Origin of the sequence: Curtobacterium sp. BH-2-1-1 (assembly GCF_001806325.1) — a bacterium.
Taxonomy (GTDB): domain Bacteria; phylum Actinomycetota; class Actinomycetes; order Actinomycetales; family Microbacteriaceae; genus Curtobacterium.
In genome coordinates, this window is record NZ_CP017580.1 from 937,131 (window position 1) to 955,256 (window position 18,126).

18 protein-coding genes are annotated in these 18,126 nt (G+C 71.3%); 4 read left to right on the forward strand and 14 right to left on the reverse strand.

All coding sequences use genetic code 11. The features are described 5' to 3' along the window. Nucleotides 1–18 precede the first annotated feature (18 nt). From BJK06_RS04285 to BJK06_RS04305, 5 genes are all read right to left on the reverse strand, one after another. A complete protein-coding gene (locus BJK06_RS04285) occupies nt 19–531 on the reverse strand; it encodes a hypothetical protein (RefSeq protein WP_181015143.1) in 513 nt (170 codons plus the stop codon). 106 nt (nt 532–637) lie between these two features. Beyond that, the gene (opgC, locus tag BJK06_RS04290; RefSeq protein ID WP_083295399.1) at nt 638–3,148 is read right to left on the reverse strand and encodes an OpgC domain-containing protein; all 2,511 of its coding nucleotides are present in this window, start codon (nt 3,146–3,148) and stop codon (nt 638–640) included. After that, nucleotides 3,145–3,558 carry an ATP-binding protein gene (locus BJK06_RS04295; RefSeq protein WP_070416845.1) on the reverse strand — a complete coding sequence of 138 codons (414 nt, stop codon included), beginning with the start codon at nt 3,556–3,558 and terminating at the stop codon, nt 3,145–3,147. Before BJK06_RS04295 ends, opgC begins: the two co-directional genes overlap by 4 nt. After that, a complete protein-coding gene (locus tag BJK06_RS04300; protein WP_070416846.1) occupies nt 3,555–5,576 on the reverse strand; it encodes a glycosyltransferase in 2,022 nt (673 codons plus the stop codon). Before BJK06_RS04300 ends, BJK06_RS04295 begins: the two co-directional genes overlap by 4 nt. 293 nt (nt 5,577–5,869) lie before the next feature. Continuing rightward, entirely contained in the window at nt 5,870–6,589 is a 720-nt protein-coding gene (locus tag BJK06_RS04305) for a TetR/AcrR family transcriptional regulator (RefSeq protein WP_070416847.1), read from the reverse strand. A gap of 125 nt (nt 6,590–6,714) precedes the next feature. On the opposite strand from BJK06_RS04305, the gene BJK06_RS04310 reads away from it, so the two are divergent. Then, the gene (locus BJK06_RS04310) at nt 6,715–7,641 is read left to right on the forward strand and encodes an NAD-dependent epimerase/dehydratase family protein (RefSeq protein WP_070416848.1); all 927 of its coding nucleotides are present in this window, start codon (nt 6,715–6,717) and stop codon (nt 7,639–7,641) included. Nucleotides 7,642–7,721: 80 nt separating this feature from the next. Here the strand turns inward: BJK06_RS04310 and BJK06_RS04315 are convergent, their stop codons facing one another. From BJK06_RS04315 to BJK06_RS04325, 3 genes are all read right to left on the reverse strand, one after another. Next, nucleotides 7,722–9,038: a fibronectin type III domain-containing protein gene (locus BJK06_RS04315; RefSeq protein WP_181015144.1), complete on the reverse strand. Its 1,317-nt coding sequence runs from the start codon at nt 9,036–9,038 to the stop codon at nt 7,722–7,724. 397 nt (nt 9,039–9,435) lie between these two features. Continuing rightward, the gene (locus BJK06_RS04320) at nt 9,436–11,280 is read right to left on the reverse strand and encodes a DEAD/DEAH box helicase (protein WP_070416850.1); all 1,845 of its coding nucleotides are present in this window, start codon (nt 11,278–11,280) and stop codon (nt 9,436–9,438) included. Nucleotides 11,281–11,394: 114 nt separating this feature from the next. Then, nucleotides 11,395–11,871, reverse strand: a complete 477-nt coding sequence (locus BJK06_RS04325) for a MarR family winged helix-turn-helix transcriptional regulator (protein WP_156794755.1) — start codon at nt 11,869–11,871, stop codon at nt 11,395–11,397. Between the two features lie 110 nt (nt 11,872–11,981). Here BJK06_RS04325 and BJK06_RS04330 point away from each other — a divergent pair, with 110 nt between their 5' ends. Together BJK06_RS04330 and BJK06_RS04335 are read left to right on the forward strand one after the other, a co-directional pair. Continuing rightward, the gene (locus tag BJK06_RS04330; RefSeq protein ID WP_181015145.1) at nt 11,982–14,081 is read left to right on the forward strand and encodes an MDR family MFS transporter; all 2,100 of its coding nucleotides are present in this window, start codon (nt 11,982–11,984) and stop codon (nt 14,079–14,081) included. Nucleotides 14,082–14,152: 71 nt separating this feature from the next. Next, nucleotides 14,153–14,743 (forward strand): TetR/AcrR family transcriptional regulator, encoded by a 591-nt coding sequence (locus BJK06_RS04335; RefSeq protein ID WP_070416852.1) that lies wholly within the window; start codon nt 14,153–14,155, stop codon nt 14,741–14,743. Nucleotides 14,744–15,087: 344 nt separating this feature from the next. Here the strand turns inward: BJK06_RS04335 and BJK06_RS04340 are convergent, their stop codons facing one another. Next, a complete protein-coding gene (locus BJK06_RS04340; protein ID WP_070416853.1) occupies nt 15,088–15,939 on the reverse strand; it encodes an SDR family NAD(P)-dependent oxidoreductase in 852 nt (283 codons plus the stop codon). Nucleotides 15,940–16,027: 88 nt separating this feature from the next. On the opposite strand from BJK06_RS04340, the gene BJK06_RS04345 reads away from it, so the two are divergent. Continuing rightward, nucleotides 16,028–16,600: a TetR family transcriptional regulator gene (locus tag BJK06_RS04345; protein ID WP_258027698.1), complete on the forward strand. Its 573-nt coding sequence runs from the start codon at nt 16,028–16,030 to the stop codon at nt 16,598–16,600. Between the two features lie 16 nt (nt 16,601–16,616). On the opposite strand, the gene BJK06_RS04350 is transcribed toward BJK06_RS04345, so the two are convergent. The 5 genes from BJK06_RS04350 to BJK06_RS04360 all read right to left on the reverse strand — a co-directional run bounded on the left by BJK06_RS04350 (nt 16,617) and on the right by BJK06_RS04360 (nt 18,095). Then, on the reverse strand, nt 16,617–16,853 hold the full coding sequence (locus BJK06_RS04350; RefSeq protein ID WP_070416854.1) for a hypothetical protein: 237 nt from the start codon (nt 16,851–16,853) through the stop codon (nt 16,617–16,619). A 6-nt stretch (nt 16,854–16,859) separates the two neighbouring features. Continuing rightward, on the reverse strand, nt 16,860–17,030 hold the full coding sequence (locus BJK06_RS18455) for a hypothetical protein (RefSeq protein ID WP_156794756.1): 171 nt from the start codon (nt 17,028–17,030) through the stop codon (nt 16,860–16,862). Nucleotides 17,031–17,061: 31 nt separating this feature from the next. Next, on the reverse strand, nt 17,062–17,244 hold the full coding sequence (locus BJK06_RS04355) for a hypothetical protein (protein ID WP_070416855.1): 183 nt from the start codon (nt 17,242–17,244) through the stop codon (nt 17,062–17,064). Between the two features lie 52 nt (nt 17,245–17,296). Continuing rightward, a complete protein-coding gene (locus tag BJK06_RS18965) occupies nt 17,297–17,428 on the reverse strand; it encodes a hypothetical protein (RefSeq protein ID WP_258027699.1) in 132 nt (43 codons plus the stop codon). Nucleotides 17,429–17,588: 160 nt separating this feature from the next. Beyond that, complete coding sequence (locus tag BJK06_RS04360; RefSeq protein WP_070416856.1) at nt 17,589–18,095, reverse strand: flavin reductase family protein; 507 nt, start codon at nt 18,093–18,095, stop codon at nt 17,589–17,591. Nucleotides 18,096–18,126 lie beyond the last annotated feature (31 nt).

Consider the following 18,126-nt stretch of genomic DNA (forward strand, 5'->3'; position numbering starts at 1 on the left):
GCGGTCACCCGTCGCGTCTCACTGGACCGACCGCTCACGGCGGTCGAGTTCGGTCAGCATCGCGTCGGTCCGGCGGACCGCTCGAGGGGCAACGATCAGGGAGGCGACCAGCATGACGAGGAAGAGGCCGACGAAGATCCAGTAGAGCGGTTGTCCGGACGCTGCGACCCAGACGGAGAGGCCGGTCATCGGAACGTACACCAGCGGGGCCGCCCATCGCAGCGGGTGGTACTGGTTCCGGTGCTGCTGCACCGCACGTCGCCATCCATCGACGTCGACGTCGGGAGGGACGACCCCGCGGCGGACTGCTCGACGGAAGCCCGCGTCCTGCAGGACGGTGCCGTACCCGCGCCGCAGCCGGATGAGGAAGATCGCCATGACGATGCCGTACGCGGCACCCGTGATGGCGGAGATCACGGCTCGCTCGACAGCGTTGAGCTCCGGCATCACGACGATCGTCACCAGGAACCACAGGCCGCCGAACGCAACGGCGAGCGCCAGCGCAGCCAACCACCACGGCCACCGTCTCATCAACCCCACACGACCACCTTTCCAGACACGGGCGCACCGCGACCAGCTGACGGACGGGAGGCGCGGTGCGGGCCCGCACCGCGCCTCCCGTCCGTCCCGCAGCGCGTCAGCGCGGGATCACCGAGAACAGGAACCGCTTCCGCACCATGTACCAGGCCAGCAGGATCAGCAGGGTGTGGGTCGCGAAGCCGATCCAGCCGTTGCCCCAGTCGACACCCGGGATCGACGCGATCGCCAGCGCGAAGAACACCTGCCAGACGAACACGTAGAGACTCGCCTGCCCGATCGGGATCCACAGCCATCCGATGGCCTTCGCGATCGGCTTCCAGAACACGGTGAGGATCGCGTACGACACGATCGCGAAGAAGGCGATGTCGACCAGACGCCCCCACTGCAGGTCGACGCGCTGGTAGGCGGTGTTGTACAGCTGGTCGTACATCGTCGCCGGGAACGGCACGGGCGTGAACCCGAAGTGGTCGCCCGCCCAGACGTAGACCAGGAACAGCGCGTACCCGCCGATGCCGACCCCGACGAGGACCTTGCCGAGGCGACCGGTCAGTGCGCCGATGATCTGCCGGCGGTAGTACCCGAGCACGAGTCCGTGGGTGAACACGACCTGCCAGGTGAGGAGCGGGAAGACCGCCTCGAACTGGGAGTTCAGCGGCCGGAAGTCCGGATTGAGCGCCTGGTAGACGTAGAGCGCCCAGCTGACGATGAGCAGCGCCCACCAGAACCCGCGGCGGATCACCCACATGAACGCCGGGATGAACAGGCTCAGCACCACGAAGAGGCCCATGATGTTGAACGGCCACGGGCCCATCTCGAGCAGCAGGAACTGCCGGATCGCGTACCAGGGCGGCGGGTAGGCCAGGAGCTGCATCGCGTTCGGGTAGAGGTCGTACACGCGCCCCTCGGCGCCGACTCCCCCGGTGCCGGTCCCCCGGTCGGTGAAGGTGGTGATCGCGTCGGTGTTCAGGAACGGCACGAAGCTCAGCGCGAAGACGACGAGGATCACCCCGAGCGTGACGAGGTACTGTTTCCGCGCGCGTTTCCACGCCCCGATGGCGGCCGCCCACTCGCCGAACTTCTTGATGGCGAACGGGTAGGTCATGCCGAGGACCATGCCGGACAGGAACACGAACATCTCCGCGCCGGTGATCGCGCCGACGGCGTGCAGCGTGATGTACGAGTACGGTCCGCCGATCTCGATGTGGGTGATCACCACGGCGAGGATGATGAACCCGCGGAACAGGTCGAGCCGCAGGTCGCGCCCGGGCTTGCCGTCGTCGGGGTAGCGCCAGCTCGGCAGCAGCCGACCGAACAGGCCGCTCAGCAGGAACACGACCGCGAGGCCGACGGCACACCAGACGATCCAGGCCATCTGGTCGCCGCCGGTGTCGTACTGCTGGTCGGTCGCCGCGGCGCCGTCCCGTGGCGTGACCTCGTCCGTCACGGGGCCGAACACGAAGTCGCCCGCGCGCTCGAGGTCGGTGCGGAACGAGCCGGCGATGCCGGGTACGGCGGTGTCGCGCCAGTCGGCCACGCGGTTGCCGGCCTCGGGTTCGCGGCGGTTCGTCTCGAGGAACGTCACGCCGCGGATCAACGGGCGGTCCTGCACGGCGGCGATCACCTGTCGCCACCAGCCCTGCTTCACCGGGAGTTCGTCGGCGCCCCGGAGCGAGTGGTCGTACAGCGCCCCGGTGTCGAGCAGCATCGGCCGGTCGTCGGCCACGGCGAAGCGGTCGTAGAAGCTCCCCTGTTGTCGCTGCTCGTAGCCCCAGGTCTCGTCGAAGCGTGCGGAGACCTCGCCGGCCTCGGGGACGTCGTTCCGGGTGAGCGGGACGTCCCGGCCGGCTGCCTCGGTCGCCTTGCCCTTGCCGAAGTACAGCATCGACAGCCCGACCCAGTCGACGGAGGAGTCCCCGGGCCAGTACGGCTCGTAGGGGTCGTCGGCCGCGGTGAGCTGTCCGTCGCCGTTCGTGTCGAGCTTCGAGACGTCGGTCGCGGAGAGGTCCTGCAGCCGGCCGGCGGACTCGCCGAAGGGGTAGCCCGCACCGTAGGACGGGGACCACACCATCAGCGCGTCCGAGCTGCCGCCGTGGACCGCGGTCGCGAGCGTCCGGAAGGCCGAGACGAACTGGGTCGGCTGCTGCCCCCACCGCACCCACGTGCCGTTCATCTGCGGGGCGAACCGGACGAGCACCTGGGTGTCGTACTGGCGGTGGACCTCCTCGAGCAGGGCATTGGCCGCGCGGGCGTCGGCCGCGGTGAGGGACCGGAGCGACCGGTCGGGCTCGAGGCTCACCACGAGGACGGCGCCCTGCGTCGCGGCAGCGCGGGTGGCCCGGAGGAACTCCTTGCGGGCGCTGCGGTCGAGCGGGTACTGGATCTCCACGCCGTACATCGACGGTGTCGCACCGAGTCGTCCCGCGTACCCGGCCGGTGCGTCGTCGCCCCAGTCGATGTCCGGTCCGAACCAGGTCTTCCCGTCGGACGGCGCGATCGACGCACCGCTCGTCGCGGCAGCCTGCACCGCCGACGCCGGCAGCGCGCCACCCAGGGCGAACGTCGCGAGCACCACCAGGAACGCGACGAGCCGGGCAGCGGTCCGGCTCACCGTGCGCACACCAGGGTCCAGACGTTGTGACCGCCCTCGTGTCGGTGCTCGAGCCGGTCGAGCGCGGCGATCGCGAGCGCGAGGCCCCGACCGCTCTCCTCGTCGGCGTCGGCCATCGTCACGGCAGCGAGGTCGATGTCGACCGGCAGCCCGTTGTCGGTGAGCACGGCGACGAGCTCGTGGTCGGTCGCGTCGAGTTCCACGGTGTAGCGCCGGCCGGCTTCCTGGTCGGCGCGTCGGGTGTGCTCGACGATGTTCGCGGCGATCTCGGCGAGGGCGGTCTCGAGGCCGAAGCGGAGCCGGACGTCGTCGATGCCGAGGGTGTCCCACCACGCGCCGAAGCGGTCCTGCACCTCGTCGAGGGACGCCGGCACCGCCGGGACGTCGAACTCGACCCGCGCCGGGCTCACAGGGGTCCCCCGGCCGTGCTCGACTCGTGCTCGGACTGCGCCGTGCCCGGTCCTCGGTAGAGCACGGCCCGGATGACGATGCTGAAGATGAACAGGTCGAACACGACCCATGCGGTGTTCACGAGCGGCGCGATGCCGGACGCCTGGCCGGTCAGGTACCGGATGCCGATCAGGATCAGCGCCGCCACGAGGGCCCCCATCGCGATGAGCTGGGGCTTCACGAGGTCCCACCGCGGCTTCTGCTCGGACTCGTCACGGACCTTCGGGGTGACCCGGAAGCCCAGGGGCTTGCCCCGGAACACGTTCTCGAACGCACTCGTGACGGACTCGATCCAGACCGGGAACAACGCCAGCGAGTACTGCTGCCCGCGCCACGTCGGTCTGCCGGCCGCCACCACCCAGAAGAGCAGCTGGTTGAGGACGAGGAACGGGGTGAGCCGGACGAAGAAGTCGACGCTGTACGCCTGGACCGGCACCACACCGAAGGACAGGCAGAGCACCGGGGCCGCGATGTAGACGATCGCGGCGAAGCCGGACAGGTAGCTCCACATCGTCGAGAAGTACATGAGCCGCTGCCCCCACGACAGGCCCTTCTGCACGAGCGGGTTCTCGCGGAAGAAGACCTGCATGGTGCCCTGCGCCCAGCGGAGCCGCTGCACGAGCATGGTCGGCAGGTCCTCGGGTGCGAGGCCCTTCGCCAGGATCTCGTCGTGGTAGGCCGACTTCCAACCGAGGCCGTGCAGGCGCATGGCGGTCGCCATGTCCTCGGTGACCGAGATCGTCGCCAGGGGCATGATCGGCTGGGCTTCGTCGTCACGGTTGACGTCGAGCGCCCGGGTGAGCACGGCGATCGACTCGATCGCAGCGACCGGCGAGGCGTCGCGGCGGCCGAGGACGTCGAGTGCCGCGTCGTCGAGCCCCGCGAAGGTGTTCGCGTCGGTCGACATCGCCGCGAGCTCCTGCAGGTCGTTGCGGACCGATTCGAGGTCGGACGCGGCGAACCGGTAGGAGATCGTGTCGATGCCGCGTTGGAAGTCGTAGGTGACGTCGCCGAGCGGCTCGCCCCGCTGCACCTGGTCGCGGGCACGGTCGACCACGGCCTCGGCCTCGTCGAGCGCCCCGAGCACCCGCGGGTCGGTCTCCGTCTCGCGTGCACGGGCGAGGAGCTTCCGGGAGGTCTTGATCGTCCGCGCGACCGACGCCTCGACCTCGCGCACGTACCGGGTGACCCCGAGCTGCATGAGCGCCTCGCGCCGGAGGATCGCGTTCGAGCCGCAGAAGAACGCGGCGTTCCACCCGTCCTTCGACTGCTGGATCGGCCCGTAGAACAGGGGCGCCTGGCTGCCGAGCAGGTCGGCTTCGGGGACGTTCTCGAACCACTGCGGCGTCTGGACGAGCGCCATCCGCGAGTCCTTGAAGTACCCGAGCGTGCGGTCGAGGATCGACGGTTCCGGGACCTGGTCGGCGTCGAGGATGAGGAGGAACTCCCCCTGGGTCGCGAGCAGGGCGTTGTTGAGGTTCCCCGCCTTGGCGTGCCGCGGCCGGTCGATCCAGTCGGCGCCCCGGGTGATCACGCCGATCCCGAGCGACTCGGCGGCGGCGCGCATCTCCGGACGGTTGCCGTCGTCGAGGATCCACGTGGTGTGCGGGTGGGTGATCGCCTTCGCCGCCGTCGCGGTGCGGACGACGAGGTCGACGGGCTCGTTGTACGTCGTGATGAAGACGTCGACGGTCACGGGGTCCTGCGGCGGGGTCGGGGGTTCCCCGCGTTCACGGAGCCGCCAGGCCCCGAACGCGAAGAGCAGCGAGTCGATCACGCTGTACGTCTCGGCGAGGATCAGCGGGACGGCGATCCACCACGAGTGCCAGTTCACCGAGGCGGCCCAGCGCCAGACGATGTAGTTCACGCCGGCGATCGAGGCGAGCAGGGCGACGGTCCGGACGGCGACGAGGCGCTTCCGGGGTGTCCCGGTCGTGAGACGGCGGCGGTCCTGCCGGCTGACGTCGAGCGCGGTCACCGGGTGCCCCCGACGACGGCGTCGCCGAACGTGCTGCGTCGCAAGCGAGCCTCCCTGATCCGTCGGCCCCCGGCCGCGGCGCGCGCCCGAGGGTGGTGGTCCGTCCGGGGAGACTCCAGGTGTGCCGTCCCGAGCGTGGACTCGGTCGTCGGGTACGACCGGGGCCCACGACCTGTCTACCGCAGGAACGGGCCCCCTGTCAGACCGGCACCCCGCTCTGGGGACAACAGGACGCGGCCGACGGACGACGCGACCCGCGACCGACGGACGGCGCGACCCGCAGCGCGACCCCGTCAGTCGAACTCGGCGACGAACCCGAGTCCCTCGGCCAGCCGCGCGACGACCTCGTCGAAGTACGCCGCACCGTCCGACACCGAACCGACGAAGTGCCCGAACAGCTCGAACGACACCGTGCCGAACACCGTCGTCCAGGCCATCAGCGTGCGGACGAGGACCTCCTCCGGCAGCTCGGTGCCGAACGCCCGCAGGGACGCCACCCCGTCCGCGACCGCCGCAGCCACGAGCCCCGGACCCGATCCGGCCGGGAGCGGTGCGCGGTACCCCGGGTCCGCCACCGCGTCCGCGACCACCCGCACGATCCTGAGCGTCGTCCGCGACGCCGGGTCCACCGTCGACCGCGGCGCGACGTACCCGGGCACCGGCGAGCCGAACAGGAGCGCGAAGTCCCCCGGGTGCGCGATCGACCACGTCCGGATCGCCCGGCACACCGCGACCCACCGAGCCCCGGGTGCCGGTCCCGCTGCCGCCTCGGCTGCCTCCACCGCGGCGCCGAGCTCGTCGTAGTCGGCGATGAGGAGCGCCGTGAGCAGGTCGTCGCGGCTCGGGAAGTACCGGTAGACGGCCGACGACACCATCCCGACGTCACGGGCGACGGCGCGGAGGCTCAGTTGCGACGGCCCCTCCTCGGTGAGCCGGACCCGGGCAGCGGCGAGGATGCCGGCCCGCACGGTCTCGCGTGCGAGGGCTCGTGCAGTGGGCGCCTTGTCCGTCATGCCTCCACCATGACACGAGAGAGCACTGCACACAATCGAGAGCACTGCTCTTGCAATTCGGCGATCGCTCGTGCATGCTGAGAACCGAGAGCGGTGCTCTCGCAAACAGACGAAAGCAGGAAGCCATGTCGCAGCACCACGTCGTCATCGGTGCCGGTCCGGTGGGCCGTCACGTCGCCGCACTCCTCGCGGAACGGGGCGAGCGGGTCACCGTCGCCACGCGCTCCGGCCGGGACACGGGTGTCTCCGGCGTCGAGCACCTCGCCCTGGACGCCTCGGACTCCGACGCGCTCACCCGGACGACCGAGGGGGCCGTCGCTCTCTACAACTGCGCCAACCCCGGCAACTACACGCAGTGGGAGCAGACCTGGCCGCCGCTCGCGACCGCGCTGCTCACCGCCGCCGAGCGGACCGGCGCGGTGTACGCCATCACCGGGAACCTCTACCCATACGGCCCCGTCGACGGACCGATGCGCGAGAGCCTGCCGGACGCCGCGACGGACCACAAGGGCATCCTGCGGGCACGGCTCTGGGCCGATGCACGCACGGCGCACGAGGCGGGACGGCTGCGTGCCGTCGAGGTCCGCGCCTCGGACTACGTCGGCGCCGGCATCGGCGAGAACGGCCACATCACCCGCGTCCTGCCGGCAGCGCTGCAGGGGAAGGCGGTGTCGATGATCGGCCGGACCGACCTGCCGCACACCTTCACGGACGTGCTCGACGTCGCCCGGATGCTCGTCGCGGCCGCGGCGGACGAGAGCGCCCACGGACGCACCTGGATGGTGCCGAGCAACGCCCCGCGGTCGCAGGTGCAGGCCCTCACCGAGGTGCTGGCCGCGGCGGGGAAGCCCCCGGTCACCGTCCGGCGTCTCCCCGCCGGCATGCTCCGCGCGATGGGGCTGGTCTCACCGATGATGCGCGAGATCGCCGAGATGAGCTACCAGTGGACGGCCCCGTACGTGGTCGACGACTCGGCGGCCCGAGCCCACTTCGGCATCGAGCCGACCCCGTGGAACGAGGTGTGCCGACGGACCGTCGAGGGCGTCGCCTGAACCGGCTGCGCACTGCATGACGGGAGGCGCGGTGCGAGCCCGCACCGCGCCTCCCGTCAGTCACCTGGTCGGGTCCGACCTCAGATCACCAACAACCGCGAGAACTGTCCGGCGGACAGCCGCTGCGCCACGCCGCCTGCGGCGTCCAGCCGCCAGAGGCCGGTCGTCAGGCCGGCGCTCACGTCGAAGAACAGGTCGCCCGCCTCGTCCGCCGCTCCGATCCACACGCCACGGCCCTCGGCGGTCACGCCGCTCGTGGTCTGCTCGGTGGTCGTCCCGTCGGCCGTCCGCGAGGACAGCGAGGTGATGGTCTTGTCGGCGGTGCAGCCGCCGGGGCTGCCCTCGCTCGGGGCGGCGCACCACCCGGCGGACTTCGCGGACACCAGCGCCCGGCCGTTCGTCGCCGCGTAGGTGAAGCCGATCCGGGACTCCGCCGAGACGAGCTCGCTCGACCCCTTCGCCAGCAGGACCCATCCGCTCGCACCGGACGCGCCGGTCGAGAGGTAGTTGACGTAGAGGTTCCCGCCGCCGTCCGCGATGACCGCCGCGAAGATCCGGTAGCCGGTCTCGGGGATCGACCGGGTGGTCCGGACGCCCGTCGGCGACACGGAGACGACCTTCGTCGCGGCGCCCTGGGTCCCGAAGGTCACGGCCGAGACCGTGCCGTCGCGTCCGACCGCCCAGCCGGAGCCGGCCGAGGGGATGATCGCCGTCGGCGCCGCCCCGGACACCGGGAGCTTCGTGATCGCACCGGAGACCGAGTCGACCCAGTACAGGTTGCCGGCGACGTCCGAGCGGAGGTCCGCCGTGAGGTGCAGGCCGGTCGCCACGGTCCGGGCAGCGGCACCGCCGGCCGGGTACATCACGATCGAGGTGCGGTCCGCCGAGGGCACGAACACGTCGCCCACGTCGTCCGCCGTGAAGCCGGCGGCGTTCGGCGCGATCGTGGTCGGGGCGGACGTGCCGGAGGTCGGGAACCGCACGACCGAGCCTGCGCCGTCGAGGGCGAACAGGGACTGCACGGTCTGGACCGACCCGGGCGCGGTGTACCGCACCGAGACGGCTTTGCCCGTGCCCCGGGTCCCGACCGCACGGACCGAGAACGTGTACGCGGTGCTCGCGGTGAGGTTGCCAAACCGGTCGGACCGCGCGCTGGCCGGGAGCCGGTCGACGCCGGCGTCCGGCTGCTGCTGCGCGGGCGAGACGGTGACGCGCCAGCTGGTGACCTTCGCGCCGGACTTCGGGAGTCCCCAGGTCACGGTCGCGCTGTCCGCGGCTCCGGTGACGCGGACGGAGGTCGGTGCGCCGGGCACCGACGAGGGTGCGGCCGTCGCCGGCGCGGCTCCCCCGATGACGAGCGCCACCGCGGCTGCGGCGGTCAGTACGGCTCTGAACACGTGCGTTCCCCTGTTCGTCCCGTGGTCCATGCGCCACGGCTACGGACATCAGAGCACCGGTCGGACCTCGCGGACCCGTCGGCGCCGGGATCGTGCGGGCCGTGCAGGCCCTCATGCGTCATCCCGCAACTCGCGGGCCGGGGCGCCGCGCTTCGCGAAAGCGACACGCTGCCGCCGGACGTCCGCGCCACAGTGTCGCTCTCGCGGCACGGGCGGCGGCGGCCCCCTGTGCGCTGTCGCTTTCGCGGGGACGTGGGTCCACGCACCGACGGAACGCCGGAACGACGGGAGGCGCGGTGCCAGCTGGCACTCCTCCCTCGCAGGCTCGGTCGGCGCGCCCCGCGCAACGCTTCGCGTCGCCGCTGAGCGGGGCGCGCTCCCGTCAGAACAACGCGCGTCAGTGACGCGGCTTGCGCTCCGCACGGTCGTCGCGGTCGTACCGACGAGGCCCGCGGTCGTCACGGTCCCGACCACCGGCACGCGGCCCACGGTCGTCGCGGTCGTACCGGCGCGCCCCGCCACCGCCACCACCACGGCGGTCCGGCTTGATCTCGATGAGCTTCCCGCTGATCCGGGTGTCCGTCAGCCGGTCGAGCACCCCGGCGTCCATGTCGGCGGGCAGCTCGACGATCGAGAAGTCCGGGCGGATCTGGATCGCCCCGAAGTCGTCACGGCGCAGACCACCCTCGTTCGCGAGGGCCCCGACGATCTGGCGCGGCTCGACGCGGTGCCGACGCCCGACCTCGATGCGGTAGGCGGTCATCGGCTGCGAGCGGCGCGGGCCACGGTCGGCCCGGTCGCCCCGGGCACCGCGGTCGTCGTCACGGTCACGGCGGTCGCTGCTCCGGCCGTCGCGGTCGACGCGGTTCCGCAGCTCGTCGGCCTTCGGGTCGAGCAGCAGCGGGTCCTCGCCCTGCGCGACGACGGCCAGCGCGGCGGCGACGTCGTCGGCCGGGACGTCGTGGTGCTCGACGTAGTGGGCGATGATGTCGCGGAACGCGGTGATGCGGTCCTGCTGCTCGAGCGCCGCGGTGATCGCGTCGTCGAAGCGGGTGAGGCGCGTCTCGTTGACGTCCTCGATCGTCGGCAGCTGCATCTGCGTGAGCGGCTGCTTGGTGTGCCGCTCGATCGCGGACAGCAGGCGTCGCTCGCGCGGGGTGACGAAGCTGATCGAGTCACCCGAGCGGCCGGCGCGACCGGTGCGGCCGATGCGGTGCACGTAGGACTCGATGTCGACGGGGATGTCGTAGTTCACGACGTGCGTGATGCGGTCGACGTCGAGGCCACGGGCGGCGACGTCGGTGGCGACGAGGATGTCGAGCTTGCCGGACTTCAGCTGGTTCACCGTGCGCTCGCGCTGGGCCTGGGCGACGTCACCGCTGATGGCCGCTGCGGCGTACCCGCGGGCGCGGAGCTTCTCGGCGAGGGTCTCGGTCTCGCTCTTCGTGCGGACGAAGATGATCATGCCCTCGAAGTCCTCGACCTCGAGGATGCGGGTGAGCGCGTCGACCTTCTGCGGGTACGACACCATGAGGTACCGCTGCGTGATGTTCGCCGCGGTCTTCGTCTTCGTCTTGACCGTGATCTCGGCCGGGTCGGTGAGGTACTGCTGCGAGATGCGGCGGATCTGGGCCGGCATCGTCGCGGAGAACAACGCGACCTGCTTGTCGTCCGGGGTCTCGGCGAGGATCGTCTCGACGTCCTCGGCGAAGCCCATCTTGAGCATCTCGTCGGCCTCGTCGAGCACGAGGTACTTCAGCTCGGACAGGTCGAGCGTGCCCTTGGCGATGTGGTCCATGATGCGACCGGGCGTGCCGACGACGACGTCCACGCCGCGGCGCAGGGCGGACAGCTGCACGCCGTACGCCTGACCGCCGTAGACGGGCAGGACGTGCACGTGCTTCATGTGGGAGGCGAACTGTTCGAACGCCTCGCACACCTGCAGGGCGAGCTCGCGGGTCGGCGACAGCACGAGCGCCTGCGGCACCTTGCTGCCCGCCTCCATGCGGGACAGGATCGGCAGCGCGAACGCCGCGGTCTTGCCCGTTCCGGTCTGCGCGAGGCCGACGACGTCGCGCCCCTCGAGCAGGGTCGGGATCGTGGCCTCCTGGATGGCGGAGGGGGTCTCGTAGCCGATGTCCTTGACGGCCTTGAGCACAGCATCGCTCAGGCCGAGGTCGGCGAAGGTCACCACTGGCCCGTCGTCGAGGGTCTCAGTGGTGGTGGCGGTGTCCGTGCTCATGCGGAAACGGTATCTCGAATACGGCGCGAGCAGTGACGAACGGGAGGATCGGGGCAGGCCCGCACCGCGCCTCCCGTCCGCCTCCTGGTCACGTCACGGGCGCGTGCCGCGTGGTCAGGACGCGTCGCGCCGGTCCGTGGCGCCGATCCCGAGGACCGTGTCGGCGCGATCGTTGAGCCGGGCGAGGAGTCCCGCGAGGGTGTGCAGCTCCCCCGTGGCGAACGCCCCCGTGAGGTCGTCGAACACCTCGGCGCCGGCGACGTCGAGCGTGTCGAGCAGCGTCCGGCCGGCCGGGGCGATCGAGACGAGGCTGGCGCGTCCGTCGGCCGGGTCCGGGGCGGTGCCGAGGTACCCGGACTCGACGAGCGACGCCACGCGGCGGCTGATCACCGGGCGCGACAACCCCGTGGCGTCCGCGATCGCCATGGACCGGACGGCCCCGAAGTGATCGACCGCCCGCAGGATCACGCGCCCCGTGGGGTCCAGTCCCCCGCGCGACTCGATGAGCGACGACCGCAGGGTCTGCCGGACCCACAGCCGGTCGAGCTGCGCGCGCAGCAGTCGCTCGGCGTCGTCCCGGTCCTCGGTCATGCCGGACAGCGTAGCGGCCACATTTAGTTGCTTGTCGGAAGCAATGGATGTATCGTTGCGCGGTCTGCAAACTTTCACAGCAGGAAACACAGCACGAAGCAAGGAGCTCGATGACCGCCACCGCACCCGTCCCGGTGCAGCACGGCCGACGCGCAGCCGGGGTCCCCACGGACTCCGCCGCACCCGGCCAGCAGCCGCTGATGACCCACCGCCAGATCCTCCTCGTGATCTACGGGCTGATGGCGGGCATGTTCCTGTCCTCGCTCGGCCAGACGGTGTTCGGCACGGCGATCCGGACGATCGGTGACGACCTGCACGGGCTCGACCAGCAGGCCTGGGTGACGACCGCGTACCTCATCACCTCGACCATCGCGACGCCGATCTACGGCAAGCTCTCCGACATCTTCGGGCGCCGGCCGCTCTACATCTTCGGCATCGTGGTGTTCATCCTCGGCGCCGTGCTCTCGTCGATGTCGACCTCGATGCTCATGCTCGCCGGCTTCCGCGCCGTGCAGGGCATCGGTGCCGGTGCGTTGATGTCGCTGCCGCTCGCGATCATGGGCGACATCCTCGCTCCGCGCGAACGTGCCAAGTACCAGGGGTACTTCCTCGCCGTGTTCGGCATCTCGTCCGTGATCGGCCCGCTCATCGGCGGCCTGCTCGCCGGTTCCTCCGAGATCCTGTGGATCACCGGCTGGCGCTGGGTGCTCCTCATCAACGTGCCGATCGGCATCGCGGCCCTCGTCATGGTGCTCGTCTTCCTGCACCTGCCGAAGGTGCACGGTGGCGACACCGCGAAGCCGAAGGTCGACTGGTGGGGCGCGACCGCCGTCATCGTCACGCTCGTCCCGCTCCTGCTCGTGGCCGAACAGGGCCGCACCTGGGGCTGGGGCTCGGCCGCCGCGATCGCCTGCTACGTCATCGGCGTCGTCGGCCTCGTCGCGCTGCTGCTCATCGAGTCGAAGATGGGCGACGCCGCGATCATCCCGCTGAAGCTCTTCCGCTCCGGCACGTTCTCGATGGCGACCGTCATCGGGTTCCTGGTCGGCTTCGCGATGTTCGGCGCCATGCTGACCATCCCCCTCTACCTGCAGATCGTCGTCGGTCTGACCCCGACCGAGTCCGGCTTCGCGACGCTCCCCCTCGTCGGCGGGCTCATGATCGCGTCGATCACGAGCGGCCAGATCGTCGCCCGGGTCGGCCGCTACCGGATCTTCCCGGTGATCGGCACGGCGCTGGTGTCCTCGGGCTACGTCGTCCTGACGTTCATGAGCATCGACAAGCCGCTCTGGTTCCTGATGATCGGCATGTTCCTCATCGGGCTCGGGCTCGGGTCGGTCATGCAGTCGCTGACCCTCGCGTCGCAGGGCTCGGTCGAGGCCCGGGACATGGGCGTCGCCACCTCGTCCGCCACGTTCTTCCGCCAGATCGGTGGCACGCTCGGCACGGCCGTGCTCCTGTCGATCCTGTTCTCGGTGATGCCGTCGAACATCCTGCACGCGACCGCGAACCAGAAGGACCTCGGCGCAGCCCTCGACGCGGCGACGAACCCGACCGTGGCCACCGCGCCCGCGAACCGGGGCGTCATGGACGAGATCTGGACCCCGATCGTCACCCCGCTCGAGCAGAACGTGCAGGCCTCGCTCGACGACGTCACCGCCCAGGTGCAGCAGTCGACCGCGAGTGCCCCGGCCGCCGTGCAGGCCCAGGCCCTCGCCGCGGCAGCCGACCAGGCCCACGCCTCGGTGCAGGACGGCAAGCTCGTCGTCGACTGGTCGGACGCGGCGCAGCGGTCCTACTGGGTGGGCGAGCTCACCCCGGCCGTGGCGAAGCAGGTCTCCGACGGCAGCGGCTCCGGGTCGAGCACGATGAGCACGAACGACACCTCGTTCCTGACCGGTGCGGACAGCCGGCTCACCCGGCCGTTCATGGCGGGCTTCAACGCCTCGTCCGTGACGATCTACTGGGTCGGTCTCGGTGTGATCCTGCTCGCCTTCGTCCTCACCTGGTTCTTCCGGGTGCCGCCGCTCCGTCAGCGTTCGGCGCTGCAGGAGCGTGCGGACGCCGCGGGTGCGCAGCGCGCCGACGACGACCGGCTCTCGGCGGAGGACGAGCTCGAGACGGCCGCCGGCCTGGCCGCCGCCGAGGCGGGCTCCTTCACCGGCCCGATGACCGGATCCACCCCGACGCAGCCCGCGCAGCGCCGGTGACCGACCGGGGCGCCCGTCCGCTGTCCCCCTTCGTGGACGGACGTCCCACCCCACCAGCACCAGGAGCCACCGTGACCACCACCCCCGCGACGACGACGGCGACGGAGCCGTGCTCGCTGCGTGAACGGAAGAAGCAGCAAACCCGCTCGGCGCTGCACGACGCCGCACTGACGCTCGTCTCGGCGCACGGCCTCGACGGGGTGACCGTGGAGCAGATCTGCGCCGACGCCGACGTCTCCCCCCGGACCTTCTTCAACTACTTCTCCTCGAAGGCGCACGCCGCGCTCGGGCTCGACACGGTCGAGGTCCCGCCGGCCGCCGCGACCTGGTTCGCCACCGCCGAGGGGCGCTTCATCGACGACCTGTGCGGCCTCGTCGCCGCCACGGTGCCCCTCTCGCAGGACCGGCGCCGGATGAAGGAGCTGCTCGTGCTCCGCCCGGAGATGGCCCCGATGGTCATGCAGTGGATGGCCGAGTCCCGGCAGTCCCTGCTCGCCACGGTCGGCACGCGGACCGACGAGCAGACCGCCCGCACCGCGGTGGCCCTCGTCATGTCCGCGCTGTCCGAGGTGGCGCACCGCGAGACCGTCGGCGGGCCGGACGAGCTCGCGGTCCGACTGCGCGCCGTGGTCGGCGAGATGGGCGCGCTCGCGTCCGCCTGACCGGACGTCTGCCTGCGTGGACCCGCAGGCCGTTTCGGCATCCCGCAGGAGTCCTCCCACCGGGCGCGGAGGCTGCCTACGCTCCTCGCACCGGCCGCACCCGACGGCCGGTGCCCTCGCCCCGCGGCGCGCAACGGCGCGAGTCGCGGGGCGACCACGCGCCCGCGTCGACGCGGGGCGACCACGTGTCCGCGTCGACGCGGGTGAACTTTCGCGCTCACCGACACGTCACGCGCGCACCGGCCCGTGGACTGTCGCCCAGCGCGTGGAGACGGTACCGCCCGTCTGACGGGAGGGACGGTGCCGGCTCGCACCGCGCCTCCCGTCCGACAGGTGGTCGCGTCTCAGGCGCGTGCCAGCGGGTCCAGCTGCTCCGGCGTCGCATCGGCCGCCTGCGTCGACCGGCTGAGCGCCTCGTGCCGCTCGTCCTCGGCCAGGAGCGCGCGGCCGGCGGCCGTCCCGTGCTCGAACGCGTCCGGGCCGACGAGCAGGCGGAGCGGCGGCTCGTCCATCGCCACGACCTGCAGCACGAGCTCGGCGACCAGGTCCGGGTCGCTCGCACCGATGCTCGTGCCCCCGTGCATCCGTGCGGACGCCCCGACGGTCGCCTCGTACTCCGGCCGGACCGGCGCGACCGTCATGGACGACCCCGCCCAGTCGGTGCGCATGCCGCCCGGCTCGAGGACGGTGACGCGGATGCCGAGGGGGCCGACCTCCTTCGCGAGCACCGAGGAGAACCCGCCGACGGCCCACTTCGCGGTCTGGTACGCGCCGAGCCCCGGCGTCGACATGCGCCCGCCGACGGACGAGACCTGCACGATGTGCCCGGAGCCCAGCTCGCGCATGACGTGCACGGCCTCCTGGCTGAGGGTCACCACGCCGAACAGGTTCGTCTCGACCTGGGCGCGGAAGTCGGCGGGGTCGACGTCCTCGATGCTGGCGAGGTTCGCGTACCCGGCGTTGTTCACGAGCACGTCGAGCCGACCGAAGCGCTCGACCGCGGTGCGGACCGCTGCACGGGCGGCGTCGGGGTCGGTGACGTCGAGCGCGACCGGGACGAGCTCCGCGCTGGTGAGGTCGTCGAGGGCGTGGAGGTCCCGGACCCCGGCGACCACCTGGTGACCGGCGGCGAGGGCTGCGGTGACGATCGAGCGGCCGAGGCCCCGCGAGGCACCGGTGACGAGGAAGACGGACATGGTATTCCTAACTGACTGGTTGGTTGACAGCACCGATGGAACACCTCCGATGCTCGCTTGTCAACCGTCCGGTTGATAACCTGGACGGATGCCGATGCCCCGCAACGCCGACGCCACCCGCGCCCGACTCCTCGTCGCCGCCCGCGACGAGTTCGCCGCGGTCGGGATCGCCGGCGCGCGCGTGGACCGGATCGCCGCAGCCGCCGCGAGCAACAAGGCGCAGATCTACCACTACTTCGGCAGCAAGGACGGCCTGTTCGACGCGGTCTTCGACGCGATGGTCGCCGAGACGCTCGACGAGGTCACGATCGACGCCGACGACCTCCCCGAGTACGCCGGACGCCTGCACGACTCCTACGCACACCGACCCTGGGTGCAGCGCCTGGCGACCTGGTACCGGCTCGAGCGGGGCGACACCTCGCACCCGATCGACGCCGTCGTGCGGAGCAACGCCGCCAAGCTCCGGGCGATCGAGGACGCGCAGCGGGACGGGCGGCTGCCGACGACGTTCTCGGCGGCGGAGCTGCTCGGGATCGTGATCCACACCGCTGCGCTGTGGAGCGGTGCGACGCCGGAGTACGCCCGGCTGACCGACGAGGTGGGGGCGGCGCGGCGGCGGGAGGTCGTCGTGGCGACGGTGGCGGCGGTCGTGCGGGGCTGAGCGGGTCCTTCGGCGCTCAGCCGCCCGTCGCGGCGAACACGCCGAGCACGATGCCGACGCAGAGCATGGCGATGCCCAGGGCCCGGAAGAGTGCCGTGGGCAACTGGGCGTGACGATCAGCTGCCTTCTTGCCCTGGACGATGCGCATCTGCCGCTGCAGGAAGTCGTGCATCGCCTCCGGCGACACCGCGGTCGCGCAGCCGAGGAGCACGAAGGCGCCGCCGAGGACCCAGAGCGCCAGCGAGTCAGTCAACGACGTTCACCGGAGGAGCAGCGCGCCGGCGACGAGCATGACGAGTGCGATCACGACTGCGATCAGCCGTCCACGGTCGGAGGGCGAGTGGTTGCGATTCCGCTGCACCACCCACGGGATGCACGCCAATCCGCCGACCACCAGCACGAGGCCGAGGACGAGTGGGAGTGCGTTCAATGCGGCTCCGTTCTCATTGACGCGAACTCCGTCACTTGTTCCTGGCTCGCCACGAGACCACGACCCCGCACAACACGTACACGCCGAACAAGCCCGCGAGCGCGCCCCAGATGGCGACGCCGGCCTCGGCGCGACCGGGCGAGAGGAGCGTGACCACACCGAGTGCGATCGCGACCAGGGCGATGATCGTCGGCAGCAGGAGGTTTCCCTTCATCCTGAACATCGGAAGCCCCTCTCCGGGCGAGGTGTCCGGCCCCCGGACGGCATCAGATCACCACGGCGTTCTGCCCGAGCAGAAGGGATTCCTTCATCGTGCGCGGGATCGGTCGCGGGATGAGCGCGAACAGCAGCCCACCCGAAGCAGCGAGCAGACCGACGATGAGGATGAACAGCGGCATGTGTTCCCAGGGATGTTCGTGGTGCCTCCTCATCGCTTCGTGCCGAGCCGACGAGCACACTGAGGAGGCGGCCCTGTGCACGCATCGTGAACGCTACCGAGCTTCCCTCGCTCCTGCTCGCCCCGTGCTGGGAGGAACGACGGCGCCAGCGCCCCTGTGGTCACGGCTGCGCGTCGACGGCGACCCTCGAGCGCGCCGGCCGGTGCCAGACGAGCGCCGACCGGGCGGCATCCCGCGCGACCCGGAGGACACGGAGCACCACGATGTCGTGGTCGCCCGCGCGGTGGACGCCCTCGACCGAGCACTCGAACCACGAGTGGGCACCGTCGAGGAACACCGCGCCGGATCCGGCGGTCGCGTACTCGATGCCGTGCAGACGGCGCGCGCGGTCCCGGGACGCCAACTGCGCCGTGTGCGGCCCGTGTCCGTCGCCGAGCACCGAGATGCCGAGCGTGGGCGCTGCTGCGAGGTCGGGCCACGTCGTGGACGAGTGCTGCACGGCGATCGTCGCCAGCGGCGGGTCGTAGGAGACGCCGACGGTGAAGGACGTCGCCACCATGACCACGGGGGAACCGTCGACGCACGCAGCGATCGCGGCGACGACGGAGGGCACCTCGGCGATGGCCTCACGGATGTCGAGCGGGTCCTCGATGAAGTGGTCGTGCACGGGGTCCTCCTCGGGGAACGAGTGGTCGGGG

Coding starts and splice junctions, on each gene's coding strand:
- BJK06_RS04305 (WP_070416847.1), bottom strand. CDS start 6,589: ATGACGGACAAGGCGCCCACTGCACGAGCCCTCGCACGCGAGACCGTG.
- BJK06_RS04340 (WP_070416853.1), bottom strand. CDS start 15,939: ATGTCCGTCTTCCTCGTCACCGGTGCCTCGCGGGGCCTCGGCCGCTCG.
- BJK06_RS04330 (WP_181015145.1), top strand. CDS start 11,982: ATGACCGCCACCGCACCCGTCCCGGTGCAGCACGGCCGACGCGCAGCC.
- BJK06_RS04345 (WP_258027698.1), top strand. CDS start 16,028: ATGCCGATGCCCCGCAACGCCGACGCCACCCGCGCCCGACTCCTCGTC.
- BJK06_RS04285 (WP_181015143.1), bottom strand. CDS start 531: ATGAGACGGTGGCCGTGGTGGTTGGCTGCGCTGGCGCTCGCCGTTGCG.
- BJK06_RS04310 (WP_070416848.1), top strand. CDS start 6,715: ATGTCGCAGCACCACGTCGTCATCGGTGCCGGTCCGGTGGGCCGTCAC.
- BJK06_RS04355 (WP_070416855.1), bottom strand. CDS start 17,244: ATGAAGGGAAACCTCCTGCTGCCGACGATCATCGCCCTGGTCGCGATC.
- BJK06_RS04320 (WP_070416850.1), bottom strand. CDS start 11,280: ATGAGCACGGACACCGCCACCACCACTGAGACCCTCGACGACGGGCCA.
- BJK06_RS18965 (WP_258027699.1), bottom strand. CDS start 17,428: ATGCCGCTGTTCATCCTCATCGTCGGTCTGCTCGCTGCTTCGGGTGGG.
- BJK06_RS04325 (WP_156794755.1), bottom strand. CDS start 11,871: ATGACCGAGGACCGGGACGACGCCGAGCGACTGCTGCGCGCGCAGCTC.